Consider the following 26,962-nt stretch of genomic DNA (forward strand, 5'->3'; position numbering starts at 1 on the left):
TAATGATAAACATTAGGTTTTCCACCTTATCAATCTTCGAATTAAAATTTCCTGTTTTTAGTGTAAGGACTAGCTTTTTGTATACGCAGGGCTTTAACATTTTCACTTTGTTGCTTCCTACCTCTTCACAGAATTTAAATCTTTTTATTTTGTAAAATCAACCTTCAATCAGTGGGTTTTTCGTCCTTTCCCATTGATTGAAAAGTAGTGGATCAGGACATTAACATCCGTTATCTTCCGCCTAAATAGATTTGCTCTACTTTCGGCGTTTACACGAGTAACTGTAATAGAAAATCTATATGATCAAAATAACAGCCTGTTAAAAAGGAGTTAAATCATGATTACTACCATTTTTTTCGATTTAGATGATACATTATTATGGGATAAACAAAGTATTAAAAAGGCATTTGAAGCAACATGTCAACGCGTGCCTGATTGTGATCCGCATACTCTTGAAGATGCAGTACGTACACAAGCACGAGAGCTATATGAAAGCTACCCCACCTATCCTTTTACACAAATGATTGGTATCAATCCCTTCGAAGGGTTATGGGGGACATTTGACGATCCGGGTCAAGACTTTCAAGCGATGCACCAAATCATGCCAACTTATCGTGTCAATGCTTGGGCAAACGGCTTAAAAGCATGCGGTATTGAAGATGGGGAACTTGCAAAGAAACTTGCTGATCGCTTTATTATTGAACGAAAAAAACACCCCTATGTCTACACAGATACTTTTAATGTGTTAAAGCAATTGAAAGAGCATTATCAACTGTTACTTTTAACAAATGGTTCGCCTTCATTGCAACAAACTAAATTAGCAATCACACCTGAGATTGCTACATACTTCGATCACATCATTATCTCTGGTGAATTTGGTCGAGGCAAACCTGATCAAGCCATTTTTGACTATGCCTTAGACAAGGCAAATGCTAAAGCCGATCAAGTTGTAATGGTTGGTGATAATTTAATGACTGATATTCTTGGTGCTAATCGAACAGGTATCAAAAATATTTGGATCAATCATCATGGCCAGCCGGTTGATCAAATAAAGCCCACCTATCAAATTGATTCGCTAGCGGAAGTACCTGAACTAATTAAAGCGCTATAAGACGCACTTTCAATCAGTGCGTGAATCATGATATAAGCGTCCGCAAACGCCCGACTCTATTCACTATGTGGTGGTGGGTGTTTACGGGCGGTTAGCTGTGATAAACATCGAGTAAAAAAATAATGGTTTACTCGACTTAAATCTGTTACGATAGACTGACGACCGTTCGTCAGTTTTTTTATTGGGAGGTTTGATAATGGGTGCTAATAAGATTAAAGGAGCTGCCTTATCTTTGTTCGCAGAGAGAGGTTATGACGGCACATCGTTAGCTTTAATTGCTGAACAAATTGGTATTAAAAAACAATCGATCTATGCCCATTTTAAAGGCAAAGAAGATTTATTCCTTAGCTTGTTAACGGAGACATTTACCATTGAGTTAAAGAGAGAGGAACAGTTTCTCGAACACTATTACACAAGCTCGTTGGATGCATTTTTAAAAGCATCCTTAGCTAGCTTCTTATCTCGATATAATCATGATAGTCGGTTAAAATTCTGGTTAAAAAATACCTTTTTACCACCCATACATTTGTATGATCAAGTTAATGCGCAACTTAATAGATATATTCACGATGTAGAATCACTTTACATAAAACGTTTTGAAACAGCAGTTAGCAAGCAGGAAATTGCAATGAACCCACAACAAGCTAACCTTGCATTTTCTGCGTTACTTGATTCAGTGGCAGTTGAGCTCATTTATGGGGATCAGCAGCGTGCTGTCACCAAAATGGAAGCAAGTTGGAACATTTATTGGCAAGGCTTAATAGCCACTAACAGCGATTTTGAAAGGGGGAGATAAATCATGTATCATGCCGAGACACTTAAAGAAAAGATCCAACTCTTTTTAAAGATTTTATGGCCAATTATGGTTACACAAGTCAGTTTATCAATGATGAACTTAGTCGATACCGTTATGGCTGGACGCGTGGGCACCTCTGATTTAGCAGGTGTGGCAATCGGCGCAAGCCTCTGGTCTCCCATTTTCACCGGTATGAATGGCGTTATGCTTGCCGTCACCCCGATTATTGCTCATCACTTAGGGCGTGACGAAAAAGATAAAATCCATTTTATTGTGACACAAGCTGTTTACTTAGCCGTTCTGCTCGCGATTGCTATTATATGCATTGGTGGCACTTTACTTGCGCCAATTCTTAATTTTATGAATCTCGATGGCGAGGTTCAGCATATTGCTCAACACTATTTAATTGGCCTATCAATAGGAATTATTCCTTTGTTTATTTCAAATGTGTTGCGCAATTTTTACGATGGGCAAGGATTAACACGAATTACGATGTTTATCACCATTCTCGCTGTACCCTTTAATGTGCTGTTAAACTATAGTTTAATTTTTGGTCAGTTTGGATTACCTAGACTGGGCGGGATTGGCGCCGGCTATGCAACAGCCTTTACCTATTGGATTATTCTTGCTACAAGTGTGCTGATGCTATTTAAAATTGAAGTCATTCGTCGTTATAAAATATTTGTAGATTGGGTTATGCCCTCATTAAAAGCATGGAAAGAACAATTATCAATTGGTGTGCCGATTGGATTGTCAATCTTCTTTGAATCTAGCATTTTCTCAGTTGTTACTTTGTTAATTGGGATAATGTTTTCAACAATTGCAATAGCCGCTAACCAAATTGTAATCAGCTTTACTAGCCTGATTTTTATGATTCCATTAAGCCTATCAATGGCTATAACGATTGTCGTTAGCTTTTCTATTGGTGGTGAGCGACTTAAGGCAGCTAAGCAATATAGTTTTCTAGGTGTACTTAGTGGCATTGGTATATTAGGTATTGCGGCAATTTTTATGTTCTTCTTACGTGAACCTATCGCTAGCCTGTATTCAAATGATCCCGCAGTCATTCAATTTGCAGGTCAACTGTTCCTTATTGCGATTCTTTATCAATTATCAGATGGTGCGCAATCAGGTCTGCAAGGTGTCTTAAGAGGCTATAAAGATGTTAAAGTACCTTTTTATATCGCATTTGTTTCTTACTGGCTGTTCGGGATTCCCATTGGTTATCTACTCGCCGCCTTTACTGATGTCGGGCCCTTCGGTTTATGGATCGGTATTTCTATTGGACTAACCTGCGCCGCAGTCGGTTTCCTTTTACGACTCCGCTTCATCTATCGCAAACAACGCCAACAGCTCAATCAAGCTGTTACTACCTGATTCATTGCGTTAGGCGGTTGGAATAAAAAAAGCTACAGCAAAAACGGATGGTTCATTCCGTATATGAATCATCCGTTTCATTTGTTGATGTTTGATCGTATGATCTAATGGTTGATAATCTCTCGCTAAAAAATGGACGCGCCCAAGTGTTTGCCCCAATTTATTAAAAATGTCATTATTCCACGTTTCATCATCAGACGTATTTATCAACGTCCCTTTTGCCTTTTCAAAAGCAAGAACATAACATGCTTCTTCATTTTCTAACTGAATAACCTCTAAACGTTTATTTTTATTAGAATAGAGGGGGGCGGTGACGTTAACACCTGATCTAAATAAATAATTTATCCAATCCAACTCTGCCATAATCGTGTCTTTTTTGTACTTTGAACTCGGATAAAATTTCAATATAACTTTTTCGTTATTTCTATTACTTTCAAATACATTATTTGAAAACCCACCGATTAATCGCAATGATGACAGATCAGCATTAAATCGGGCTGCACCTTCAGCTAAAATTTTTTGATCCACTCATTTCCCTCCTTTTAAATATCTCTATATACTAATTCACCATAAAGAAATAAACTCCTTTTTCAGGTGCTGTTACTTTTTATCACTTTGACACATTTTACATTAAACTCCTTTTGGTCGCTTTATTCTTTACCGGCTAAATCCGCTCTAGTATGAAGGGTATAAAGGTTAGAATCACAAACACTCAAGCACTAGACTGCTTGAGTGTTTGTGATTCTAACCTTAAGATGATAAATGGAATAACTGATCAACGAGACCGATTAAAAATCGTTAATTATTGTCAGCATGCCAGGCAGAAACGAAAGTCTTACGTATCAGGTGTCTGTTTTACAGTTCAATGGCAGTCACTTCGAAAATTTCTGCATCCTCGGTTAAGATAGCTAAATCTTGTTCGGTTACCGTTTCATCAACCGTAAGAAGCATTATCGCTGCACCGCCAATATTAGAACGTCCTACTTGCATAGTCGCAATGTTAATCTGATTCTGTGCTAACAGTGAGCCAACTTTACCAATCGCTCCAGGTTGGTCTTTATGTCGAATAAAAATGACATGGCCTGCAGGCACAAGATCAACATTATAATCCTCGACTTGAACAATACGGGGACCTAATCCTTTTAATAATGTCCCTGCAGCAGCCTTCGTTCCAGTTGCTGTCTTTACTTCCACCTTAATTAAATTAATAAATCCTTCAGTATGACTGGTAATATGCTCATTTATCACTAACCCTTGTTGTTCCGCTAAATAAGCTGCATTAACGTCGTTAATATGGTCTCCGAAATGATTTTTTAATAACCCTTTAATTGTATTACGTGTTAAAGGACCTACTTCAACATCATGTAGTTCTCCAGAATAATAAACATTGATCTCTTCAATAATATCGTCTGTTAAATGCGTTAAGAACATCCCTAATTTTTCTGCCAAATAGAAAAATGGTTCAATTTTACGCATAATATCTTTTGGCACAGACGGTAAATTAACTGGATTCTTGACTAAATCACCACTCAATAAGCGAACAACATCATGGCTGACATCAATGGCAACACTTTCTTGGGCCTCAATTGTACTTGCGCCCAAATGAGGGGTGGCAATAACTTGCGGTAGCTCAAGTAACTTATGCTCCGTAGCAGGCTCTTCTTCAAATACATCTAGAGCTGCACCAGCCACCTTCCCATCAACGATCGCTTGATATAGTGCGTCTTCGTCAATTATCCCCCCTCTAGCACAGTTGACAATTTGTACACCTTTCTTCATTTTGTCTATTGCTGCAGCATCAATTAAATGTTTGGTTTCTTTTAATAATGGGGTGTGGATCGTAATAAAATCTGCGACTTTAATGACATCTTCTACTGAACCTTGCGTGACACCTAATTGATCTGCTTTCTCCTCTGTTAAGAAGGGATCGTAGGCAGTCACTTTCATCCGTTGCCCTTTTGCTCTCAATGCCACTTCTCGACCAATTCTACCAAGTCCAATTACACCTAACGTTTTCCCCTTCAGCTCAACACCAACATGGGTTTTGCGATCCCATTTCTGCTGTTTTAACGCATAGTAAGCTTGCGGTATCTTTCGGGCTAAGGCCATTAGCATCGCAACCGTATGTTCAGCTGCCGAATTCGTATTACCATCTGGTGCGTTAACAACGATGACGCCATGTTCAGTTGCAGCATCTAAATCGATATTATCTACACCAACGCCAGCTCGACCAATAATCTTTAATTGCTTTCCTGCTGCAATCATTTCCTTAGTTACTTTCGTTTGACTTCTTACTAACAATGCATCATAGTCCACAATCGCTTCTGTCAATTGTTCTGGTGTTAAATCTGTCAACATATCTACTGTAATATTATCCGCCTCTCTTAACGGATAAATTCCGTCTTCACTTAACGGATCACTAATTAGTACACGATAAGCCATTTCAACATTCCCCCTGTTTTTTATAACGACATCGTCCATTCACTTCAGGCTAACATTTTGCTCAGCTTTATTGACTACAACACTTTTTAGCATTACCTAAACCATAAAAAAACTTTCCACCCCCTATCATCATTCATAAGGGGCGAAAAGTTATCTCCGCGGTACCACCCTAATTTACTGCTCAATTCAATTGAATCAGCCTTCATTAGTTACATGGGTAACGTCCATTAACGATCGAACCTACTATAGTTTCGGCTCGATTACTCCGAAGTGCTGTGCATTAGCTGAAACACTGGTTCACACCAACCACCAGCTCTCTTGTGATTCAAATCCAATACACCTGTCTTCTTCATCATAATAAATATTGACTAATAATTTAGAATTTTCATTTATAATAGCACGTTTTTAGTAAAAGTCAACTCTTTTTTTCTTCCTATTTAACTACTATTTTGCTAAGTGCTCATGATAAGATTTGATCACATCGTAGCACAAAAAAGTAACAACGAATTGTGATGAAAACGTATACAATGCTGATTTTTTGCGTGCTACAATTTCAGCATAGAGAGGTGATCAATTATGCAACTTGATGCTAGAAGTCATAATCTTTTGAAAGAGGTGTTAAACCATCCGCATATAAAAAGTACAGCGCTTGAAAACAAATATGGACTTAGCAGAAGACAAATCAGCTATAGCTTTAACAAGATTAATGATTGGTTACTGACTAAAAATTTACCCTCTATTGATCGAAATCGTCAAGGGATGTTTATTATTGACCCGATTTTAACAAAAATATTGCTTGACCAAGATGAGCAAGACGCGGTGGCAGAACTTGTTCTTACAGAGGATACAAGGGTTAATATCATTCTATTAATGATGATAAGCCACTTAGATGATGAATTATCATTAAATCATTTTACTCAGAAATTAGATGTGAGCAAAAATACGATTCTAAATGATATTAAGCAAGCTCAATATCAACTAACAAAAGATGATTTAACCATTTGTTACTCAAGAAAATCTGGCTACTTTATTGAAGGTAATGAGTTTACGATTCGAAGGGTGCTCGTTCATCTCATTAATAAACTGTTAAAAAGGCTCAGAGGTACCAACTATCTAAAGGAAATAACGAACCTTTCAGATAAGCAGCTCTCTTCTATGCGGTCTCGTATTGAAACCATTGAAAACAAACTTGACTTAAAATTCACTGACGAAAAGATGGAAGCGATGCCATTCAGTTTGTTAATCACTTTAAATCGAATCAAGCATCAGAAAACAATCACTGAACTTCCAGTGACTTATAACGAACTCAAGCAAACAAAAGAATTTAAAGTGGTAGAAACTTTACTGGACGCTATCGATCCTTTATCTGTAACAGAAAGATTGTTCTTTACGTTACAAATCCTCACCACTAATGTGTATTGGTCGGATTTAATTAAGCAAGATATCATTCCTTGTTTAATTAATGCAATTAACGAGATGCTCTCTATATTTGAAAAATATTCTTGCATCATGATTAAAGATCGCGAACAGCTTGTCAATAAATTGTTATTACACTTAAAGCCTGCTTATTACAGAATAAAGTACCAACTTACAGAGATCGATGACTTTAATTATGCAATTAATGAAGAATTCTCTGAATTACATCACCTTGTTAAAAAAGCCATTTATCCACTGACCCATTTATTAGGGAAAGACATACCCGAACAAGAAATTATTTATTTGACCATGTTAGTTGGCGGTTGGTTAACAAGACAAGGGGATAATTTGCGCAAGAAGACGAAAGCGATCATCGTTTGCCCTAAAGGGGTATCGGTATCAAAAATGATGGATAGTGTACTAAGAGAAATTTTTCCTGAGTTTGTCTTTCTAGAATCTCTGTCTGTCAGAGAGTTCTATCAATTTAGCCTTGATTATGACATTGTGTTTAGTTTAATACCTTTGGAATCAAATAAAAAAGTCTTTATCGTTAAATCTTTTCTAGAAAAAGAAGATAGATACCACTTAAGGAAACAAGTGATCAGCTCTTTATATGGTTACACAAACGATGCCATTAACGTTGAGGCGTTGGTTAATCTGATTGAGAAAGATGCCACGATACAGAATAAAGACAATTTAATTAAGAGAATTTATTCCTTTATTAATCAAAACACTTATGCTCAGACAGCCTTAACTGAAAAGTCGGTGACACCTGATTTAGCAGACTTTATACCTTCTGCTAATATCACGCTTAAAAAAAAGCTATCATCTTGGAATGAGGCACTAAGGTTAACAGCTAAGCCTTTAATTAGAGATGGCAGTATAACAGAAAATTATAGCCAAGCTGTTATCGATCATTGCCAAACAGACCCTTATATCATTATCGGACCTGGTATTGCTATCCCACATGCTAGCCCAGAAAACGGGGTGAATAAGGTAAGCATGAGCTTGTTGCGCATTGAAGATGGTGTGACATTTGCAGAAGATTATCAAATTCATATTATTGTGCTAATTGCTGCATTAGATAAGCAACAACACTTTAAAGCATTAACACAATTACTAAAGTTATCGGGAACACCTTCTGATCTAGATACAATTAAACAGGCCAAAGTAAAAAAAGAAATCACTGATATTTTAAAAAAATATAAAAAAATTTAGTCCATTTTGTTAGGGGGAACACCTTTTGAAACATTTACAATTTGATGAATCATTTATTTTAAAAAATCTTGAAGCTCAATCAAAAGAGGACGCAATTACACAATTGGCGACACTCCTATTTGATAAAGGCGCGGTAAGAGCAAGCTATATCGATGCGGTGCTTGACAGAGAAAAGCGTTACGCAACAGGATTACCAACCAAAGGTCACGCCGTTGCCATTCCTCATACCGATATTATCCATGTTAAGCACAAAGCGCTAGCATTAGGGGTCCTTAAAGAGCCCGTAGAGTTCGGCATTATGGGGGAAGACAGTAAATCAACACCCGTTTCAATCATTTTTATGCTTGCGATGGATGAAGAACATTCCCAATTAACACTTTTACAAAATTTAATGGGTATTTTCCAAGATGAAGCTGTGCTCCATTTTTTAATGGAAGAAGAGAATATGACCATCATTAAAGAGAAATTATTAACAGCCTTAGCTGTCCATTGAAAGGAGGTGAAGACAAATGAAGAAGAAAAATGTATTAGTTGCTTGCGGTGCTGGCATCGCAACTTCAACTGTTGTTAATGGTGCGCTCGAGGAATTGGCGAAAGCTCATCACATCGATGTTAATTTAATCCAGATTAAGATTGCAGAAATTTCATCTTATGTTGAAACAGCCGATTTACTCGTGAGTACAACCATCGTTCAAAAAGAGTACCCTTTCCCTGTCATTAATGCTCAAGCTTTCTTAACAGGTATAGGGTTAGACAAAGTAAAACAAGACATTGTTGAAGAGCTAAAAAAAGAGTAAGAACATAGCTTTTTTACAGATAGCTAGATGCAGATAATGTATAAAACAAAGGGGATCGATTTCTTTGCATAAATGCGTTGAAATAGAAATGCATTCAGACACAAACAGATATTTAAGGAGGAAGTTTCCATGCAAAGTATGATAGATTTTTTACAAGCCTTTTTAGACTTAGGTGCGACCGTTATCTTACCTGTTGTCATCTTTTTACTTGGCTTACTTTTCGGACAGAAACCGAGTAAAGCATTTCGTTCGGGTTTAACAATAGGGGTTGCTTTTGTCGGGATTTTCTTAGTCGTTGATTTATTAGTTAATAATCTTGGTCCTGCTGCTCAAGGGATGGTTGAGCGTTTTGGGATTGATTTAAATGTTATTGATGTGGGATGGCCAGCAGCAGCATCGATCTCTTGGGCTTCTCCAATAGCTGCCTTCATGATCCCTGTTGGTATCATTTTAAATATTATTATGTTAGTTACAAAAACAACGAAAACAATGAATGTAGATATTTGGAATTTTTGGCATTTCACTTTTATTGGAGCGATGGTTCACACCTATACAGGAAGCCTTATTCAAGGAATAATCGCCGCTTTACTATTTGAAATTGCTTGTTTAAAAGTTGCTGACTATACAGCACCCATGCTTGAAGATTATTTCGGATTACCAGGGATCTCAATTGCTACAGGTAGTACGATTTCCTATGCGCCCATCGGTATACCTCTCGTTAAGTTAATTCAGAAGATACCTGGTTTAAATAAATTAAATGCTGATCCTGACACTATTCAAAAACGATTTGGTCTCTTCGGTGAAGGTATCTTTATGGGACTGATATTAGGGATTACTTTAGGTTTGTTAGCAGGTTATGAGATTGGTCAAGTTATTGAAATCGGTATGGCAATGGCAGCGGTAATGGTATTGATGCCAAGAATGGTAAAAATACTGATGGAAGGTTTAACCCCTGTTTCGGAATCGGCTCGCGAATTTTTACAGAAAAGGTTTGGTGCACAGAAGATTTATATCGGTTTAGATGCGGCCGTAGCTATTGGTCACCCAGCCGTGATCTCAACAGCACTTATTCTCGTTCCTATTACGGTAGCTATTGCGGTCTTCTTACCAGGTAATAACTTGTTACCTTTTGGAGACTTAGCAACCATTCCGTTTATTGTTGCTTTTATAGTAGGTGCAGCAAGAGGAAATATCGTTCACTCGGTATTGGTAGGGACTGTTGTGATTGCCCTTTCATTATATATCGCAACTGATGTAGCCGTGATCCATACTGAAATGGCTGTTGATGCGAATTTTAACATGCCAGAGGGGACAAACTTAATTTCTAGTATTGATCAAGGCGGTAATGTCATCAACTATATCATTTACCGATTGTTCGCGATATTTAATTAACAGTGAAGTAGATCAATTGAAATAACGAGACATTTAGATAAAGAAAGCATTCATAGGAGGGATTAAAGATGAAAGCATTAGTCAAAAAAGCACCTGGATTTGGTCACTTGGAAATTGCGGAGGTTGATGAACCTTCTCCTAATAAAGATCAAGTTAAGATTGAAGTGAAATTTGCTGGAATTTGTGGCTCAGACATTCATACTTACGAAGGAAACTACAAAGTCAAGACCCCTGTGACGCTTGGCCATGAATTTGCCGGTGAAATTGTTGAGGTCGGTGAGAATGTAACAGAATTTAAACGCGGTGACCGCGTCACCTCAGAGACAACATTTTCAATTTGTGGTGAGTGCCAATATTGCCAGTCTGAAGATTATAATCTTTGCCCGCATCGTAAAGGCCTAGGTTCACAACAAAATGGTGGCTTTACTAAATATTTAATTGCTAGGAAAGAAAGCATTCATAAGCTACCAGAACATGTTGATTATCAAGCGGCAGCAATGACAGAACCGCTCGCTTGCACATATCATGCTGCAGCTAAAGCGACTATTGGTGCTAATGATCTCGTGATTGTTTTAGGCCCTGGCCCAATTGGCTTATTACAAGCTCAAGTGGCTAAATCTTTCGGTGCCACTGTCATTATTGCTGGGCTTCATAATGATCAAATCCGATTAGATAAAGCGAAACAACTTGGAATAGACTATGCCGTTAATTTAGAAGAAACAGATATCCATACCCTTGTTACGGAACTAACAAACGGCTATGGTGCGCATGTTGTTTTTGAATGCTCTGGTGCTGTGCCTGCTGTTCGACTCGGCTTAGACTTACTAAGAAAGAAAGGGCAATACATCCAAGTTGGTATTTTTTCAAAACCTGAAATCCCTGTAGATTTTGAAAAAATCATTCAGAAAGAAATTTGCTTACATGGAAGTAGAAGTCAAACATCGAGAGACTGGGAACCTTCATTACAGCTCATGAATAAACAACAGGTCACACCAAAAGCTTTAGTCACACATGAGCTCGATATTACTGAATGGGACAAAGCTTATCAAGCAATTAAAGATGGAGAGGCAATTAAAATCCTTTTAACAACAAGCAAATAAGAGAAAGGGAGATCGTATGGATTTATCAACATTAACAAAGAAGATAGATTACACATTTTTAAAACCTACCGCAACAAGGAATGAGATCAAACAATTTTGTCAAGAAGCTATCCAATATCGATTTAATGTAGTGTTTATTAATCCATATTATCTTTCTTTCGCTAAACATCAGCTCGCTGATCAGCCCATTAAAATCGGCATACCGATTGGCTTTTCATTAGGCAGTGCTACTACTCGAACAAAAGTGTTTGAAACGAAAGAAGCGGTAAGGTCCGGCGCAAGTGAGATTGATATGCTAATCAATTTAGGTGCAATGAAATCAAAATTGTATGATCTCGTCAAGCAAGATATCTCTGAAGTTATTAAAGCTGCCGAGGGTGCTTTAACTAAAGTCATTATTGAAACTGCACTTCTTACCCAAGAAGAAAAGCGAGTAGCGGCTGAAATCGCCTGCGAGGCAGGTGCTGACTTCGTTAAAACATCGACTGGATTTAACGGTGGTGGAGCTACTGTAGAAGATGTCAAGCGATTAAAACAGATTGTGGGGCCAACAATTGGCGTTAAAGCTGCAGGTGGCATTCGCACCTATAATGATGCAATGAAGATGATAGAAGCTGGTGCCGATCGACTTGGCACAAGTGGTGCTATTTCGATTGTTACCGGTAAGACCTCAACACAAAGTTATTAACTAAAGGTGGTTTAGTGAAATGAAGATTATTATTGGCAGTGACCATGGCGGTTACGAATTAAAGGAGGAGGTCATCAATTGGCTAAAAGACCAGAAGATAGATTACGAAGATTTTGGAACGTATACAGCGGACGCCATTGATTATGGACCGATCGCTAAGCATGTAGCTGAAGCGGTCGCTCAAACAAAGGATCAGCAACGACTTGGCATATTGATCTGTGGCACAGGTATTGGCATGTCAATGATGGCCAACAAAGTAAAAGGCATTAGAGCCGCTGTTGCACACAATAAGTTTACAGCGACAGCCACACGTGCGCATAATAACGCGAACATCCTATGTCTTGGTGCGCGTGTACTTGATTCAAAAACAGCTGTCGACGCGATTGACTGTTGGTTAAAGACGCCATTTGAACATGGAAGACATCAAAAGAGAATTGATTACATGACAAGGTTTGAACAAGAAATCGATGGATAGAAAGGTTGATTCAATTGATAGAAGCACTACTAGACTTTGCTTTAGGACCATTCGGGCGTTCGATTAGTCAGTTTTATATTGACCATCAATTTTTATTTAATAGCATCGTTGTCGGATCTGCTTTGATCTTTTTATTTCGAAAGTACAATCACAAATCAGCTGACTAAAATGTAAACAATGAGGAGGGATTAAAGATGCTTAAACTTGCTCCATCAATATTAGCGGCGGATTTCGCTCAATTAGGTCCAATTGTTGAGGAAACAGCTGAAGCTGGTGCTGATATGATCCATATCGATGTGATGGATGGACATTTTGTCCCTAATATCACACTTGGTCCAGATATTGTTAAAGCTATCCGGTTATATTCACCCATTAAATTTGATGTTCATTTAATGATAGAAAACCCAGACCGTTACATCGTAGACTTTGTCAACGCTGGAGCAGATATCATTTCTGTACATCTAGAGGCTTGTCCTCACATACACAGAACGATTCAACATATTAAAGATGTTGGAGCTAAGGTGGGAGTCGTTTTAAATCCAGCCACCCCAGTACAAATGTTAGCGCCTATTTTGGAAGATGTTGACATGGTTCTACTTATGTCAGTAAACCCTGGCTTTGGTGGTCAAACATTTATTCCAAACACACTTGAAAAACTTAAAGAATTAAAAGAGTTGATCACTAAAACAAATAAAGCAATAGATATAGAAGTTGATGGCGGAATTACTGCAGAAAATGTGAATGCAGTCATTAAAGCAGGGGCTAATGTCATTGTGGCAGGGTCAGCCATATACAACGATGAGCCAATAGACCGTAATATTACACAGTTTAAAAACATGATGCAGGAAGCTAGCCACTAATCAATATGACTTTGTAAGAAGGGATTTGATCGATCTGAAAGCTCTAAAATTATATGGACGACAAGACATTCGTTTTGAAGAAACAGCCCCTCCTGCTATCCAACAAGAAAATGATGTCATTATAAAAGTGAAAGCTGTTGGGATTTGTGGATCAGATATTTCACGTTATAACAAATTAGGACCTTATGTTCCTGGGATGGTGTTTGGCCATGAATTCTCAGGAGAAGTCGTTGCCGTCGGCGAATCGGTTACTCAAATTCAGGTTGGAGATAGGGTAGCAGGTTGCCCCGCATTATATTGTGGTCATTGCAAAAGCTGTCAAAAAGCTGAGTATTCAAGATGTGAAAATCTAACTGTGATTGGATCAAAGAAACCCGGTGCATATGCTGAATATACAAAACTACCAGCCGAGAATATCATTAAACTACCAGATGCCATCGACTATGATTCTGGAGCGATGATAGAACCTTCTGCTGTCGTTCTACACGGCCTCTACAAAACGAATATTCAACCTGGAGCAGACGTTGCTATTGTAGGTTGTGGAAGTATTGGTTTGTTAGCTATTCAATGGGCTAAAATATTTGGAGCCAAGACGATCTATGCGATTGATGTTGATGAGGAAAAGCTAGAGTTGGCCAAAACACTAGGTGCAGACATATTAATAAATGCTAGCCAAGAAACCGCATATCAAAAGCTACGCGATTGGACCGACGGTGTAGATTTGGCTATTGAAGCTGCAGGTTCACCCGCAACCTCTGCGGAGATTTTTGCACTTTGCAGAAAAGGCGGGCAAGTTCTCTATTTAGGTATTCCTTATAGTGATGTTAACATAGAGCGTTTTTATTTTGAAAAAGTCGTAAGAAATGAACTGAAAGTCATTGGCTCATGGAATGGCTTGTCTGCCCCTTTTCCTGGAAAGGAATGGCACACGACGCTTCACTATTTAAATAATGGTCAGTTAAATATATTACCCATCATATCTGATCGTTTAGCACTTAAGCAAGGGCCAGAACTGTTTAAACAAATATCAGATAAAACCTATACTTACAGTAAAGTTATTTTTTATCCTGAGCTTGACGCAGGATCACAAATGATCAACCCTTATCAACATTTCCAACAGCTTATTTAATGCAGCGGCCATTTCATTCTTTTAATATAAACGAGTTAGAAACCTTATCTTGAGCAGTATTAAATTCTATTAAAGATTGTGAGGGAAACAACATGACAAATTCACTTGATCAACAAGCCATCGATACGATCCGTACTTTATCGATTGATGCAATTGAAAAGGCTAATTCTGGACATCCAGGTATGCCTTTAGGGGCAGCCCCGATGGCTTACACACTTTGGACAAAACATTTAAAACATAACCCGTTAAATGCAAATTGGTTTAACAGAGATCGCTTTGTACTATCAGCAGGTCACGGGTCCATGTTACTCTATAGCTTGCTCCATTTATCCGGCTATGGGATAACCATTGATGATTTGAAAGATTTCCGTCAATGGGGTAGTAAAACACCCGGCCATCCAGAATATGGCCACACCGTTGGCGTAGATGCTACTACAGGGCCTTTAGGCCAAGGCATCGCAACCGCAGTGGGAATGGCGATGGCTGAAAAACATTTAGCAGCAACGTATAACCAAGACCGCTTTAATATAGTTAATCACTTTACCTATTCGATCTGTGGTGATGGTGATTTAATGGAAGGTATCTCTTCAGAAGCTTGCTCACTAGCAGGCCATTTAGGCTTAGGAAAGCTCATCGTACTCTATGATTCAAATGATATCTCCCTCGATGGCGCTCTCAATCATTCCTTTTCTGAAAATATCGAGCAGCGCTTCAAAGCTTACGATTGGCAATATATTTATGTTAATGATGGCAATAATATTGACGAGATTTCTAAAGCTATCAGTGAGGCACAGGCAGATGAGCAACGACCAACTTTAATTGAAGTAAAAACAACGATTGGCTATGGATCACCAAATAAAGCAGGTACGTCTCAAGCCCATGGGGCCCCATTAGGAAAAGAAGAGGCTGAATTAACTAAAAAGCAATATAATTGGCCATCTCAACAATCTTTCTTTGTACCAGCAAGTGTATATCAACATTTCCAAAAGGTTGTCGGTACAAAAGGCGAACGAGAAGAAGGAGCTTGGGAACAATTATTCAGTCAATACAAAAAAGCACATCCAACTTTAGCTCAACAGTTAGAAGATAGTATCGATGGCGTGATTCCTCATGATCTAGTTGACATGTACCCTAAATATAATAAAGAGCAGTCGATTGCGACACGGGCAGCTTCCGGTCATGCGATAAACGTTATTGCAAAAGCGCTGCCAAATTTCTTTGGTGGCTCCGCTGATTTGGCTAGCTCAACCAAAACAAACATAACAACTAGTGGCGTATTCTCAAGACAAGATTACGCAGGTAAGAATATTTGGTATGGTGTACGAGAATTTGCTATGGGGGCGGCCATGAACGGCATTGCTCTACATGGTGGGGTCAAAACATTTGCAGGGACGTTCTTTGTGTTTTCAGACTATTTACGACCAGCGATTCGCCTTGCCGCACTTATGAAACTGCCCGTTACTTATGTATTTACTCATGATAGTATTGCTGTTGGTGAAGATGGACCGACACATGAACCGATTGAACAATTAGCTGCTTTACGTTCGATACCAAATCTTTCTGTTATTAGACCAGCTGATGCCAATGAAACCAATGCTGCATGGCAGCTAGCACTAGAATCAACGACCACTCCAACGGCTCTTGTATTGTCACGACAAAATTTACCTTGCTTATCCGAAACAGAAGCCGGTATCCATGATAAAGTAGCAAAAGGCGCTTATTTACTTTCTCCAAGTGTGAATGATCAAGCAGATGTCCTATTATTAGCATCAGGTTCTGAAGTTCATTTAGCTCTTGAGGCGAAGCGAATCCTATTATCTGAAAAACAAATAGATGCTGCTGTTATTAGCATGCCATCATTTGAACGTTTTGACATGCAGTCACTACAATATCAAGAGTCGATCTTACCTCCTGCGATTCGAAAGCGTGTTGCCATTGAAATGGGTATTTCACAACCTTGGCATAAGTACATCGGTTTTGAAGGTGAGATTGTCGCAATAGATGAATTTGGGGCTTCTGCTCCAGGCGAGTTAATGATAGAGAAATACGGATTTACTGTTAATAATATTGTAGATAGCGTTTTATCTATTTTATAAACAGACTGTAGTTATTTGAAATACAGATTAGTCATTATCAGGCCTACCAACAACCATGATCATTACACTAAATGTCATACTACCCTAAGTATAATTAAGGCGTCGATCACCTATGATCGACGCCTTTTCTTTTCCAAGATAACCGTCCGTAAAATGCCCGCTTCGAACGAGATGATAGAGCTCATCTATTTAAGCGAGAGCTAACGACTACTAATGACCTGATTTACTCAACAACCCATCCGTGCGAAACGAGCGAAAATGGCTAATAATTAAAGGTTCGTTTTATAAAGATTGATAGCTGTCTATAACTGATGTTCCTGTGCCGGTCTTTTTCGATGACCATAAATACGAGGCGCTAAATGTTTATCAATGAGCGGTGCTAAACCATTCATAATTAAAATCGCAAATCCAACCCCGCCAGGGAAATTAAAGACAATACGTATCACAGCCGTTAGGATACCGCAACCTATTGCAAACACCGTTTTACCATCTGGTGTTAATGCACCTGAGCTGTAATCTGTTGCCATGTATGTGGCACCAAAAAATAATGTTCCACTTAACACATGTGTCATCATGTAAGTGAAGCTGTAATCACCATATATGGATGTAATAATAGCAACCGTTAAAATATATAACAACGGAATCTTTACATTGATAATCCCACGTACAACTAAATAAATTAAACCAATTAAAATGGCTAACTTCGACGTTTCACCAACATTCCCTCCCAAGCCAGTACCGATAAACAAATCCCATAAGCCTGGAACTTCTTCTGGTACTGTTCTAGAAAAATGCCCCACATACTCAAGAGGCGTAGCAATAGATATCACATCAGGCTCTGGTGTGACCCAATTGGTGATCCAAGGTGTAAAGAATACTTTTAACATCACCCGAGCCGCTACGGCTGGATTAAATGCATTTCGGCCAATGCCCCCCGGTAATTGCTTTACAATAAGAATGGCAAAAGCACTACCTACAATAATACTCCACCAAGGTGCCGTGACCGGTAAACTTAAACCAATTAACATACCTGTTACTGCTGCACTATAATCATAGATGGTTATAGTTAGACCTCGTAACTTTTGATAAGCATACTCAAATCCCACACTTGAAATGATACCAACCGCTATCATTAAGAGTACTCGCCAGCCAAAGAAATAAGTAGCCGCGATAGCTGGAAACAACAAAGCTATTAAAACTTGTTGCATAATCCAAGCTGAGCTACGCTTTGAGAATAAATGAGGTGATGGTGTATGAAGGAGCTTCTCTGTGTTTAAAGACACTGTATTACTCATTTAATTATCCTCCTTGCGTGCTTTTATTTCTGATTTTGCAGAACGAATATTATCTAATAGCGGTATTTTGGATGGGCAAATATAAGAGCAATTTCCACAATCGATACAATCCATTGCACCTAATTTCTCAGCTTGATCTATATCACCATTTTCATAGGCATTGCTAATAAGAATTGGCTGTAAGCTAACGGGGCATACATGAAGACATTCTGCACATTGAATACATGGCGTACGTTCAGACCTTACCGCCTCTTCCTTTTCCAAAAAGGTAATGACAGAGGAACCTTTTGTAATGGGAACTTGTCCTGACGTAAGCGGTTTTCCCATCATCGGTCCACCATGGATCATCTTACCTGTTTTTGATTGAAAACCCTGACATTCCTCGATTAAATGCTGTATCGGGGTACCTATTCTGACCCAAAGGTTTTTAGGCTCTTTAATTGGCTCACCGGTTATCGTCGTAATCCTCTTGGTTAACGGACGCCCTAAGCGTACAGCTTCATAGATCGCAAATGTTGTTGCTACATTTGTAACAAGGGTATGAACATCTGCTGGTAATCCACCTGGAGGGACTTCTCTTCCAGTTAAGTTCTTGATTAAGCTTTTCTCAGATCCTTGAGGATAGATCGTTTCTAGCTCCTTGATTTCAATATGATCAACGTCTTCAATCGCTGCTTTCATCACAGCAACACTTTCATGTGTATTTGATTCGATTGCTATATACGTCTTTGTTACTGGTAATACTTCGTGTAACACCCGTATCCCTTCAATTAATTGTTCAGCATATTCAACCATTAAACGATGATCTGAAGTAGAGTACGGTTCACATTCAGCACCGTTTATAATTAACGTATCAATTGATTTTTCAGGTGGAGGGGATAGTTTTACTGAAGTTGGGAATGTAGCACCGCCCATTCCAACTACACCAGCTTGTTCAATTAATGATTTCTTTTGATCTACTGTCAGTTCTTCACCTTCACTTAAAAGAGGTGCTTCATAGACATCTTGATAATCATTTTTTATAACAATACAAGGACCTTTACCATTCATAGTGGGTTGATCAGAAATTTCTTTTACTTGGCCAGAAATGGAGGCATACACATTTGCAGAAATAAACCCTTCCTTCTCTGCTATTAATGTACCAATTTTAACGTAATCTCCTTTTTCGACAACTGGTTTTGCGGGTGCACCAATGTGCATGCTCAGTGGATAGATGAGGTATTCTGGGACAGAGGCTTCTTCAGTAGGTTTATGTTCTGTACGCCTCTTCCTCTCTACGGTATATGCCCCTTCTCTTTTTTTCATCAACTGTAATAACATGGCATGACCTTCCTTTCCTTACAACGTCAACGTTGCTTACTAACAATTACGTACTTTAACTACATCTGAAAAGAGCTATCTTGCTCTTTACTCATTTACTTATAACATATTTTTTTAAAATTTACACTTTATTTGTTTATAAATATTATAAAATAGTATACTATATTAATTCTATCTTATTAAATACTATATACCCTAAATTGATAGCGTTTTAAACCTGCTTTTCACTAGGATGAAAGTGGTTATGTTTGTCATAATTATAGTGTGGTAATTATTGTATTCCGTTAAGTGAATCCGTATCTTCAACACTAGTAATTATTTCATCACAGATGACCGTGCGTAAAACGCGCACTGATTGAGTTGGATTTATGTGATTATTAATACATCATTCAGGCGTTTATTTTAAAAGGAATACGACTAGATAATTAGCTTACAACAAAGCAAAAAATACCCCTTAGACGAGAAGACTAATAATAGTCAAACAGTCTAAAGGGTATTTTAAAAGATGTTATTCGCTTACGAATGGCAATAATGCCATTTGACGTGCGCGTTTAACTGCTCTTGTTAATTTACGTTGGTATTTTGCAGAAGTTCCCGTTACACGACGAGGAAGAATTTTCCCGCGTTCTGAAACGAAACGTCTTAGCAAATCAACGTCTTTATAGTCAATATGTGTAATGCCATTTGCAGTGAAATAACATACCTTGCGACGTTTTGAACGTCCACCACGACGAGGTGCCATCTAAAACACTCCTTTACTTATTAGAATGGTAAATCATCATCTGATATATCAATTGGCTCCATATTATCATTAGGAGAGCCAGTTGGTTGATTAAATGTGTTGTTTGGCGCTTGTTGTTGGTTCTGGTGTTGCTCTGATTGATAACTTCCAGACCCTTGCCCGCCACCTTTTGGTGCAGATCCACTGTTACTATTTCTAGGTTCAAGAAATTGGACAGTATCAGCTACAACCTCTGTAACAAAAACACGTTTTCCATCTTGTCCATCGTAAGACCTTGTTTGGATACGACCATCAACACCAACGAGACTACCTTTACTCATGTAGTTCGCTAAGTTTTCAGCTGGCTTTCTCCAAATGACACAGTTAATAAAGTCTGCCTCACGATCTCCTTGTTGATTGGAAAATGGTCTGTTTACAGCAATGGTGAAATTAGCTACTGCTACTCCACTCGCAGTATAGCGTAAGTCTGGATCCTTCGTTAATCTGCCGACAAGTACGACACGATTTAACATGAGAACCCCTCCTTATTGATCGTCTTCACGAATAGCTATGTGGCGAATAATATCATCTGAGAATTTTGCTAAACGATCAAATTCATTGATGGCAGTTTCATCGCCTTTAAAATTAATGACAACATAGTATCCATCACGATAGTCATTGATTTCATAAGCAAGACGCTTCTTGCCTTTCTCATCAACTTTGACAATTTCCGCACCATTATCAGTAAGGATACTGTTAAAACGCTCAATTACAGACGTTTTAGCCTCATCTTCGATATTTGGGCGGATGATGTACATGATTTCATAATTTCTCATCCGTTTGCACCTCCTTTTGGACTTAACGGCTCTTTGGATCACCAAAGAACAAGGAGTAATATATCATTACTCACAATCAAATATTCTAACAAAAAAATCAAATAATAGCAAGTGTTTAGAACAGAAACAACTTACTATCTTCACTATTAACGCATGGCACTATCATTACACATTAAATCTGAAATGGATGACATCGCCATCCTTGACTAAATAATCTTTTCCTTCTAACCGGACTTTACCCCGTTCTTTAGCTATTGCCATTGAACCCGCATCAACAAGATCATCATAGGAGACCGTTTCTGCACGAATAAAACCACGTTCAAAGTCTGTATGAATAATCCCAGCTGCTTGTGGTGCTTTCATTCCTTTTCTAAATGTCCATGCTCTGACCTCTTGCTCCCCAGCTGTAAAATATGTCGCTAATCCAAGCAATTGATAGGTCGCTTTAATCAATTGATCTAAACCAGACTCTGGGATCCCTAATTCTTCTAGAAACATTTCCTTTTCCTCACCATCAAGCTCGGCAATTTCTGACTCCACTTTAGCACTAATCATAATAACATTCGCATTTTCTTGCTCAGCAAATGCTTGTACCTTTTTCACAAAAGGGTTTTGATCAGCTTCTGTTAACTCATCTTCACCTACATTAGCCACGTATAGAATCGGTTTTTGCGTAAGTAAATGTAACCCTTTAACATACCTCTCTTGGTCTTCATTGAAATCAACAGATCGGGCAGGTTTCTCATCCTCGAAAGCTTCTTTTAGTTTTGATAGAATCTCAAATTCTATAACTGCCTCTTTATCTTTTTGTCGAGCCAATTTTTCAACCCGTTGAATACGTTTTGAAATCGTCTCTAGATCTGCAAGGATAAGTTCTAAATTAATCGTTTCAATATCACTAATTGGATCAACACTTCCAGAAACATGCGTGATATTATCATCTTGAAAACAACGCACAACATGACAAATTGCATCTACTTGACGAATATGAGAAAGGAATTGGTTACCAAGTCCTTCTCCTTTACTTGCTCCTTTAACAATACCGGCGATATCGGTAAATTCAAAGGCTGTTGGTATTGTTTTCTTTGGTTTAACTAGTTCTGTTAATTTGTTTAAACGTTGGTCAGGTACCTCTACAATTCCAACATTTGGATCGATCGTACAAAACGGGTAATTTGCTGATTCTGCCCCTGCTTGAGTAATCGCATTAAATAATGTCGATTTCCCAACGTTAGGTAAACCAACAATTCCTGCTGTCAATGCCATACAACTTCCACTCCTTAAGGATAACCGCTCACATGAACGTTACTTCTTTTACATTATAATTTTCAATTGATTATAACACAAGTTTACAAATCCAACGTTTAATCAACTGAAATAAACTTTTTTTCGTATATAATTAAAAGTTTAGTCAAAATAGCTTGTTTACTTTAATGAAATATTAAATTTCGCTAAATGTTTCACGTGAAACATTTAGTCAGCAGATTGAATGACACGCTTTAATTTCGTTTCAAATTTTTTGCGTGGAACGAGAACACTATGTTCACAACCTTGACACTTGATACGGATATCCATTCCCATTCTAATAACTTTCCAACGATTTTCACCACATGGATGTGGTTTTTTCATTTCAACAATATCATTCAGTTGATATGTTTTTTTCATTGATGAACCTCCCCTTCCAAACCGTTTATGCTCTAGTAGCATTTTATCATGTATCCCGACATTTGCACCAACTTTTACATGGATATATGAGCAAACGAAATAGTAAATATAAATTAATCATACCGTAAAAAGGATAAAGGTGTTCAACTAATGTTTGGAAGCCGATAAAAGCCAACGGCGTGATCACCAATAAAAGATATAATGTTAATCTTGTTTGGCTAACTAGAAAACGTGACTGCAGACGTGCTGTTAAACCTAACATACCAGCCACAGCCGTTGTAAAAATGGCCAACCACAAAAACAAAGTCATAATAACTTTAATAGCATATGAGAAATGAACGAGAATACCGTAAAGAGGCATTTCATACAGATTAATATCTGTAGCAATCATCGTAAGACTATGATAATAAAGATAAGATAGTCCTCCTAATATCAAGCCGCTTGACAGACTTGCAAAAGCAATTTCTTTTTTCGAAGTTATCTTCTGACCAATCGTCGATAACACAGAAATTAAAGGCAGAACATTTAAAGCTGTAAATGGAAATGCAGGTAGCCAGCTGCCTACACCGGTAATGATAGTCGGCGTTGCTAAGTTAGGGCTATTTAAAAAAGATAAGAATAAGCCAATTAATGCTAATAATAATATTGGCAGTAAAACACCATTCATTTTTAATATACCATCAAGGCTTAAACTGAAAGTCCATAAAATCATACTAACAATAAAGATAATCCCAACCCAATTTGGAATACCAAACGCTTGGAACGTCACACCACTGCCCGCCACCATAATAATCGTTGTCGAAAACAAATAAATTAAAATCACGATATCATAAAACAACCCTATCCTCTTCCCTACAATGATCATTAAAGTCGGCATATAATGGTTCGTTTGCTGTTGATAACTAATTGACATAATCGTGTAACAACTAATGGTAAATAGTATTGAAAATATAATAATTGCTTGTCCATTATTTGGTCCGAAAAATTGCCATAGCTCTCGACCAGAAGCATAACCGGCTCCAATCATCGTACCCATTATTAAAAACGTCCATTGATAGCTTTTCCCCATATTGTTCCTCCATCTTTCACGTATAGATGTTTGTGGATAATCGTATACTAATAAAAATATGATGGAGGTATGGAAACTATGAAATTAACTGATCAAAATCAGTCGAGGTCAATAAGTAAAAAATGGCATTACCAGAAACATTTCGTATATCGTGAAATTGCTGATTTTGTTTATCAATGGTTACCTGAAGATAAGTCTGATATTGTTATTGTTTGTATCGGTTCTGACCGATCCACCGGAGATGCTTTAGGACCTATAACTGGAACCCATTTATCTAAATGGAGACTGACCCGTTTTCATGTTTACGGAACATTAAAAAAACCAGTGCATGCCTTGAACTTAACTGATGAACTTAGCAGAATTAACAAATCACATCCACATGCATTTATTATTGCTATTGATGCATGTTTGGGCAGAGCGACTTCAATCGGTAAAATTACAGCGAGCGTTGGACCATTGAAACCTGGCTTAGCACTTAAGAAAAAGTTGCCTGAAGTCGGCCATTTACACATTACTGGTATTGTCAATGCATCAACACCTGTTGACTATTTAACATTGCAAAACACACGTCTACATCTAGTTATGGAACTAGCAGAAACCATCGCCAGATCATTTCTTTATCTTCAGCGCAACTATATTGATAAGCGCAAACAACAAATCAACTAATCAAGATATGATAACCCACTAATAAAATTGATACCACAACTAGGGCTGGAATCAAGTTTGCAATCCTTATTTTTGTTAAACCTAACATATTTAAAGCAATAGCAACAATAAGTAATCCCCCTGTTGAAGTAATTTCAATAATCCATTCATCTAAAAGCAAATCTGGAATCCATTGGTGAATACGTGTTGCTGTAAGAGCTATCGCTCCTTGATATAGGACGACTGGGATAGCTGATAAGCCAACACCAAAACCTAATGTCGTTGTTAGTACAAGAGCAGTAAAGCCATCTAATATCGACTTAATAAACAGCAGATCATGATCATGACGCAAACCACTATCTAATGCACCTATAATAGCCATGGCTCCCACTACAAATATTAAGCTTGCTGTTATAAACCCTTGTGTTATTTTTAACTGCATTTGACCTGAATGAATAAGCTTGGCTATCATCTCTCCACACTTATTAAATTTTGCTTCTAACTTCAACACTTCCCCTATCATGCCACCAACCATTAGAGCAATAATGACAAAGATAATATAGTTAACTTGTAAGGCCATGTCTAAACCCATTAATAAGATTGCTAATGCAACAGCTTGTAATACGGTTTCTTTAAATTTTTCAGGAATGTTTCTAAAAAACAGCCCCAATAGTGTACCTAGAATAATTGCGAATCCATTTACTAATGTGCCTGTTAAAGCCATGATCTCCCCCCTTTAAAGCAGATGTTTCACGTGAAACATTACAAAATGACATCGTTCAAGGTTCTTCTATAATTTTTGAATAATATTTTCTCCTTAACGTATATTAAATAAATGTCTGATTTGAGCTTAACTCAAATCAGACATTTATTAATGTATTATGAATTTTGTAGCATATCGATAATCCGGTCTAAATCTTCATTGTTGAAAAAATCAATTTCTATTTTCCCTTTTTTCTTACCTTTATGAATCTTAACATTTGTTCCTAAGAAATCTCTTAAGTGGGTTTCTCGTTCCGCGATAAAAATATCCTTTTTTATTTTTGGTGTTTTATCGTGTGGTTTCTTGTCATTCAATTGTTGGATTAATAATTCCACTTGTCGAACATTTAATTTTTCGGTTGTAATCTTTTTAATTAGTGGGTTCAATTTCTCTTTATCTTTTAAACCTAAAATGGCACGACCATGTCCCATTGTTAGTTCACCGTTATTTATCATTGCTGTTACCTGAGCTGGCAAGTGCAATAAACGAACAAGATTAGCAATATGCGGTCTACTCTTACCCAATTTCTTTGCCAGATCATCTTGTGTTAAATCATATGATTTCATAAGATTAACGTAGGCCTGTGCTTCTTCAATTGGCGTCAGATTCTCACGCTGTAAGTTCTCTAACAAGGCCAATTCCATCATTTTTTGGTCATTCATCTCTTTAATGATAACAGGAACTGTTTCTAAACCTGCTTCCTTTGCCGCCCGATATCGGCGTTCACCAGCAATGATTTCAAAGCCTTTGATCGACTCCCGTACAAGTAAAGGTTGAATAATACCATATTCCAAAATTGAGTTTTTTAATTCTTCTATCGCTTCTACTTGAAAAGTTTTGCGCGGTTGATAAGGATTGGGTCTACATTGAGATAGTTCGACCTGCAATATTTTTTCGTCTTGACTTGTTTCTTCTTCTTCTAACTCAGGAAAAAAAGCATTAATACCTTTACCTAACCCTCTCGCCATTTGCAATCACTTCCTTTGCTAAATCAAGATACACCTCAGCGCCTCTGGATTTGGAATCATAAGTTATAATAGGTTGTCCATAACTTGGTGCCTCACCAAGTCGAACATTTCTAGGAATTATTGATTGGTAAACTTTATCTTGAAAATACTTTTTTACTTCATCAATGACTTGTAACCCTAGATTTGTTCGAGCATCTAACATCGTTAATAAGACACCTTCTATTTGCAACGCCTTATTTAAGTGTTTCTGAACAAGCCTAACTGTATTTAGCAATTGACTCAAACCTTCAAGTGCATAATATTCACATTGCACCGGTATTAAAACGCTGTCTGCCGCTGTTAATGAATTTAAAGTTAGCAAACCCAAAGATGGTGGACAATCAATAATAATAAAATCATAGTGCTCTAAGGATGATTCTAAAGCTTTCTTTAAACGAACCTCTCGAGAAATCGTTGGTACTAATTCGATTTCTGCACCAGCTAATTGTATAGTAGCTGGTACTACATCTAAATGTTCAACTGCTGTAGGAACGCACACGTCGGCAGCAACTAAGTCCTCAACTAACACATTATAAATACACTGGTCAATATCTGCTTTATTAACACCTACCCCACTTGTTGCATTTCCTTGTGGATCAATATCAACAAGTAGTGTTTTATATCCTAAATGTGCTAAGCATGCACTTAAATTAACAGCTGATGTTGTTTTTCCTACGCCGCCTTTCTGATTAGCTACGGCGATTACTTTTCCCATCGTGTCACCTACCTAGTCTAAAACTCTAT

At 37.8% G+C, this 26,962-nt stretch carries 28 protein-coding genes and 1 other annotated feature; of the genes, 15 read left to right on the plus strand and 13 right to left on the minus strand.

The annotated features are described in order from the left end of the window. Positions 1–337: 337 nt before the first annotated feature. From B494_RS0106460 to B494_RS0106470, 3 genes are all read left to right on the plus strand, one after another. The gene (locus B494_RS0106460; RefSeq protein ID WP_017471565.1) at positions 338–1,111 is read left to right on the plus strand and encodes an HAD family hydrolase; all 774 of its coding nucleotides are present in this window, start codon (positions 338–340) and stop codon (positions 1,109–1,111) included. A gap of 196 nt (positions 1,112–1,307) precedes the next feature. Then, positions 1,308–1,907 carry a TetR/AcrR family transcriptional regulator gene (locus B494_RS0106465; RefSeq protein WP_017471566.1) on the plus strand — a complete coding sequence of 200 codons (600 nt, stop codon included), beginning with the start codon at positions 1,308–1,310 and terminating at the stop codon, positions 1,905–1,907. A 3-nt stretch (positions 1,908–1,910) separates the two neighbouring features. Next, on the plus strand, positions 1,911–3,284 hold the full coding sequence (locus B494_RS0106470) for an MATE family efflux transporter (RefSeq protein WP_017471567.1): 1,374 nt from the start codon (positions 1,911–1,913) through the stop codon (positions 3,282–3,284). A gap of 9 nt (positions 3,285–3,293) precedes the next feature. Here B494_RS0106470 and B494_RS0106475 read toward each other — a convergent pair whose 3' ends face one another. Both B494_RS0106475 and serA read right to left on the minus strand, forming a co-directional pair. Continuing rightward, complete coding sequence (locus B494_RS0106475) at positions 3,294–3,812, minus strand: phosphotransferase (RefSeq protein WP_017471568.1); 519 nt, start codon at positions 3,810–3,812, stop codon at positions 3,294–3,296. A gap of 327 nt (positions 3,813–4,139) precedes the next feature. Next, the gene (gene serA, locus B494_RS0106480) at positions 4,140–5,726 is read right to left on the minus strand and encodes a phosphoglycerate dehydrogenase (RefSeq protein ID WP_017471569.1); all 1,587 of its coding nucleotides are present in this window, start codon (positions 5,724–5,726) and stop codon (positions 4,140–4,142) included. A 135-nt stretch (positions 5,727–5,861) separates the two neighbouring features. After that, positions 5,862–6,088: a binding site (T-box leader), on the minus strand. A 214-nt stretch (positions 6,089–6,302) separates the two neighbouring features. Here serA and B494_RS0106485 point away from each other — a divergent pair. The 11 genes from B494_RS0106485 (at position 6,303) to tkt (ending at position 16,897) form a co-directional block, all read left to right on the plus strand. Beyond that, positions 6,303–8,360, plus strand: coding sequence for a BglG family transcription antiterminator (locus tag B494_RS0106485; RefSeq protein ID WP_017471570.1), 2,058 nt, complete (start codon positions 6,303–6,305; stop codon positions 8,358–8,360). Positions 8,361–8,385: 25 nt separating this feature from the next. Then, entirely contained in the window at positions 8,386–8,853 is a 468-nt protein-coding gene (locus B494_RS0106490; protein ID WP_017471571.1) for a PTS sugar transporter subunit IIA, read from the plus strand. Positions 8,854–8,869: 16 nt separating this feature from the next. Then, positions 8,870–9,157: a PTS sugar transporter subunit IIB gene (locus B494_RS0106495; RefSeq protein WP_017471572.1), complete on the plus strand. Its 288-nt coding sequence runs from the start codon at positions 8,870–8,872 to the stop codon at positions 9,155–9,157. 129 nt (positions 9,158–9,286) lie between these two features. Next, the gene (locus B494_RS0106500; protein ID WP_017471573.1) at positions 9,287–10,549 is read left to right on the plus strand and encodes a PTS galactitol transporter subunit IIC; all 1,263 of its coding nucleotides are present in this window, start codon (positions 9,287–9,289) and stop codon (positions 10,547–10,549) included. A gap of 68 nt (positions 10,550–10,617) precedes the next feature. Next, positions 10,618–11,649 carry a zinc-binding dehydrogenase gene (locus B494_RS0106505; RefSeq protein ID WP_017471574.1) on the plus strand — a complete coding sequence of 344 codons (1,032 nt, stop codon included), beginning with the start codon at positions 10,618–10,620 and terminating at the stop codon, positions 11,647–11,649. A 16-nt stretch (positions 11,650–11,665) separates the two neighbouring features. Next, on the plus strand, positions 11,666–12,337 hold the full coding sequence (gene deoC, locus B494_RS0106510; RefSeq protein ID WP_017471575.1) for a deoxyribose-phosphate aldolase: 672 nt from the start codon (positions 11,666–11,668) through the stop codon (positions 12,335–12,337). Between the two features lie 19 nt (positions 12,338–12,356). Further along, a complete protein-coding gene (gene rpiB / locus B494_RS0106515) occupies positions 12,357–12,812 on the plus strand; it encodes a ribose 5-phosphate isomerase B (protein ID WP_017471576.1) in 456 nt (151 codons plus the stop codon). Positions 12,813–12,826: 14 nt separating this feature from the next. Next, complete coding sequence (locus B494_RS21150) at positions 12,827–12,979, plus strand: hypothetical protein (RefSeq protein ID WP_169315495.1); 153 nt, start codon at positions 12,827–12,829, stop codon at positions 12,977–12,979. 27 nt (positions 12,980–13,006) lie between these two features. Next, on the plus strand, positions 13,007–13,672 hold the full coding sequence (gene rpe, locus B494_RS0106520; RefSeq protein ID WP_017471577.1) for a ribulose-phosphate 3-epimerase: 666 nt from the start codon (positions 13,007–13,009) through the stop codon (positions 13,670–13,672). Positions 13,673–13,706: 34 nt separating this feature from the next. Continuing rightward, positions 13,707–14,801, plus strand: a complete 1,095-nt coding sequence (locus B494_RS19065; protein WP_051128224.1) for a galactitol-1-phosphate 5-dehydrogenase — start codon at positions 13,707–13,709, stop codon at positions 14,799–14,801. Positions 14,802–14,893: 92 nt separating this feature from the next. Continuing rightward, complete coding sequence (gene tkt / locus B494_RS0106530; RefSeq protein WP_017471579.1) at positions 14,894–16,897, plus strand: transketolase; 2,004 nt, start codon at positions 14,894–14,896, stop codon at positions 16,895–16,897. A gap of 302 nt (positions 16,898–17,199) precedes the next feature. On the opposite strand, the gene B494_RS0106535 is transcribed toward tkt, so the two are convergent. From B494_RS0106535 to B494_RS0106570, 8 genes are all read right to left on the minus strand, one after another. After that, positions 17,200–18,192, minus strand: a complete 993-nt coding sequence (locus B494_RS0106535) for an RnfABCDGE type electron transport complex subunit D (RefSeq protein WP_017471580.1) — start codon at positions 18,190–18,192, stop codon at positions 17,200–17,202. Next, a complete protein-coding gene (gene rsxC, locus B494_RS0106540) occupies positions 18,193–19,512 on the minus strand; it encodes an electron transport complex subunit RsxC (protein WP_017471581.1) in 1,320 nt (439 codons plus the stop codon). Positions 19,513–20,020: 508 nt separating this feature from the next. Further along, positions 20,021–20,254, minus strand: a complete 234-nt coding sequence (gene rpsR / locus B494_RS0106545) for a 30S ribosomal protein S18 (protein WP_017471582.1) — start codon at positions 20,252–20,254, stop codon at positions 20,021–20,023. Between the two features lie 20 nt (positions 20,255–20,274). Then, positions 20,275–20,766 carry a single-stranded DNA-binding protein gene (gene ssb, locus B494_RS0106550; protein WP_017471583.1) on the minus strand — a complete coding sequence of 164 codons (492 nt, stop codon included), beginning with the start codon at positions 20,764–20,766 and terminating at the stop codon, positions 20,275–20,277. 12 nt (positions 20,767–20,778) lie between these two features. Then, positions 20,779–21,069: a 30S ribosomal protein S6 gene (gene rpsF / locus B494_RS0106555; protein WP_017471584.1), complete on the minus strand. Its 291-nt coding sequence runs from the start codon at positions 21,067–21,069 to the stop codon at positions 20,779–20,781. A 165-nt stretch (positions 21,070–21,234) separates the two neighbouring features. Continuing rightward, complete coding sequence (ychF, locus tag B494_RS0106560; RefSeq protein ID WP_017471585.1) at positions 21,235–22,335, minus strand: redox-regulated ATPase YchF; 1,101 nt, start codon at positions 22,333–22,335, stop codon at positions 21,235–21,237. Between the two features lie 207 nt (positions 22,336–22,542). After that, complete coding sequence (locus tag B494_RS0106565) at positions 22,543–22,734, minus strand: DUF951 domain-containing protein (RefSeq protein WP_017471586.1); 192 nt, start codon at positions 22,732–22,734, stop codon at positions 22,543–22,545. 46 nt (positions 22,735–22,780) lie between these two features. After that, the gene (locus B494_RS0106570; RefSeq protein ID WP_017471587.1) at positions 22,781–23,803 is read right to left on the minus strand and encodes a YkvI family membrane protein; all 1,023 of its coding nucleotides are present in this window, start codon (positions 23,801–23,803) and stop codon (positions 22,781–22,783) included. 78 nt (positions 23,804–23,881) lie between these two features. On the opposite strand from B494_RS0106570, the gene yyaC reads away from it, so the two are divergent. Further along, positions 23,882–24,469 (plus strand): spore protease YyaC, encoded by a 588-nt coding sequence (yyaC, locus tag B494_RS0106575; RefSeq protein ID WP_017471588.1) that lies wholly within the window; start codon positions 23,882–23,884, stop codon positions 24,467–24,469. Here yyaC and B494_RS0106580 read toward each other — a convergent pair. The 3 genes from B494_RS0106580 to B494_RS0106590 form a co-directional block, all read right to left on the minus strand. Continuing rightward, positions 24,462–25,172, minus strand: a complete 711-nt coding sequence (locus tag B494_RS0106580) for a DUF554 domain-containing protein (protein WP_017471589.1) — start codon at positions 25,170–25,172, stop codon at positions 24,462–24,464. The genes yyaC and B494_RS0106580 overlap by 8 nt on opposite strands. A 155-nt stretch (positions 25,173–25,327) precedes the next feature. Continuing rightward, positions 25,328–26,179 carry a ParB/RepB/Spo0J family partition protein gene (locus B494_RS0106585; protein WP_017471590.1) on the minus strand — a complete coding sequence of 284 codons (852 nt, stop codon included), beginning with the start codon at positions 26,177–26,179 and terminating at the stop codon, positions 25,328–25,330. Beyond that, a complete protein-coding gene (locus B494_RS0106590; protein WP_017471591.1) occupies positions 26,160–26,933 on the minus strand; it encodes a ParA family protein in 774 nt (257 codons plus the stop codon). The genes B494_RS0106585 and B494_RS0106590 overlap by 20 nt, the downstream gene beginning before the upstream one ends. Between the last annotated feature and the right edge of the window lie 29 nt (positions 26,934–26,962).

Origin of the sequence: Amphibacillus jilinensis Y1, from assembly GCF_000306965.1 — a bacterium.
Taxonomy (GTDB): Bacteria; Bacillota; Bacilli; order Bacillales; family Amphibacillaceae; genus Amphibacillus_C; species Amphibacillus_C jilinensis.

What these genes read in the sequence shown, in the direction of transcription:
- rsxC (WP_017471581.1), bottom strand. Translation starts at nt 19,512, where the DNA reads ATGTTATTACAGTTGATGAAAAAAAGAGAAGGGGCATATACCGTAGAG.
- yyaC (WP_017471588.1), top strand. Translation starts at nt 23,882, where the DNA reads ATGAAATTAACTGATCAAAATCAGTCGAGGTCAATAAGTAAAAAATGG.
- B494_RS0106570 (WP_017471587.1), bottom strand. Translation starts at nt 23,803, where the DNA reads ATGGGGAAAAGCTATCAATGGACGTTTTTAATAATGGGTACGATGATT.
- B494_RS0106465 (WP_017471566.1), top strand. Translation starts at nt 1,308, where the DNA reads ATGGGTGCTAATAAGATTAAAGGAGCTGCCTTATCTTTGTTCGCAGAG.
- B494_RS0106485 (WP_017471570.1), top strand. Translation starts at nt 6,303, where the DNA reads ATGCAACTTGATGCTAGAAGTCATAATCTTTTGAAAGAGGTGTTAAAC.
- rpiB (WP_017471576.1), top strand. Translation starts at nt 12,357, where the DNA reads ATGAAGATTATTATTGGCAGTGACCATGGCGGTTACGAATTAAAGGAG.
- rpsF (WP_017471584.1), bottom strand. Translation starts at nt 21,069, where the DNA reads ATGAGAAATTATGAAATCATGTACATCATCCGCCCAAATATCGAAGAT.
- rpsR (WP_017471582.1), bottom strand. Translation starts at nt 20,254, where the DNA reads ATGGCACCTCGTCGTGGTGGACGTTCAAAACGTCGCAAGGTATGTTAT.
- B494_RS0106585 (WP_017471590.1), bottom strand. Translation starts at nt 26,179, where the DNA reads ATGGCGAGAGGGTTAGGTAAAGGTATTAATGCTTTTTTTCCTGAGTTA.
- deoC (WP_017471575.1), top strand. Translation starts at nt 11,666, where the DNA reads ATGGATTTATCAACATTAACAAAGAAGATAGATTACACATTTTTAAAA.
- ssb (WP_017471583.1), bottom strand. Translation starts at nt 20,766, where the DNA reads ATGTTAAATCGTGTCGTACTTGTCGGCAGATTAACGAAGGATCCAGAC.
- B494_RS0106590 (WP_017471591.1), bottom strand. Translation starts at nt 26,933, where the DNA reads ATGGGAAAAGTAATCGCCGTAGCTAATCAGAAAGGCGGCGTAGGAAAA.
- B494_RS0106495 (WP_017471572.1), top strand. Translation starts at nt 8,870, where the DNA reads ATGAAGAAGAAAAATGTATTAGTTGCTTGCGGTGCTGGCATCGCAACT.
- rpe (WP_017471577.1), top strand. Translation starts at nt 13,007, where the DNA reads ATGCTTAAACTTGCTCCATCAATATTAGCGGCGGATTTCGCTCAATTA.
- B494_RS0106580 (WP_017471589.1), bottom strand. Translation starts at nt 25,172, where the DNA reads ATGGCTTTAACAGGCACATTAGTAAATGGATTCGCAATTATTCTAGGT.
- B494_RS0106535 (WP_017471580.1), bottom strand. Translation starts at nt 18,192, where the DNA reads ATGAGTAATACAGTGTCTTTAAACACAGAGAAGCTCCTTCATACACCA.
- B494_RS0106505 (WP_017471574.1), top strand. Translation starts at nt 10,618, where the DNA reads ATGAAAGCATTAGTCAAAAAAGCACCTGGATTTGGTCACTTGGAAATT.
- tkt (WP_017471579.1), top strand. Translation starts at nt 14,894, where the DNA reads ATGACAAATTCACTTGATCAACAAGCCATCGATACGATCCGTACTTTA.
- B494_RS0106565 (WP_017471586.1), bottom strand. Translation starts at nt 22,734, where the DNA reads ATGAAAAAAACATATCAACTGAATGATATTGTTGAAATGAAAAAACCA.
- B494_RS0106500 (WP_017471573.1), top strand. Translation starts at nt 9,287, where the DNA reads ATGCAAAGTATGATAGATTTTTTACAAGCCTTTTTAGACTTAGGTGCG.
- ychF (WP_017471585.1), bottom strand. Translation starts at nt 22,335, where the DNA reads ATGGCATTGACAGCAGGAATTGTTGGTTTACCTAACGTTGGGAAATCG.
- B494_RS0106460 (WP_017471565.1), top strand. Translation starts at nt 338, where the DNA reads ATGATTACTACCATTTTTTTCGATTTAGATGATACATTATTATGGGAT.
- B494_RS0106470 (WP_017471567.1), top strand. Translation starts at nt 1,911, where the DNA reads ATGTATCATGCCGAGACACTTAAAGAAAAGATCCAACTCTTTTTAAAG.
- serA (WP_017471569.1), bottom strand. Translation starts at nt 5,726, where the DNA reads ATGGCTTATCGTGTACTAATTAGTGATCCGTTAAGTGAAGACGGAATT.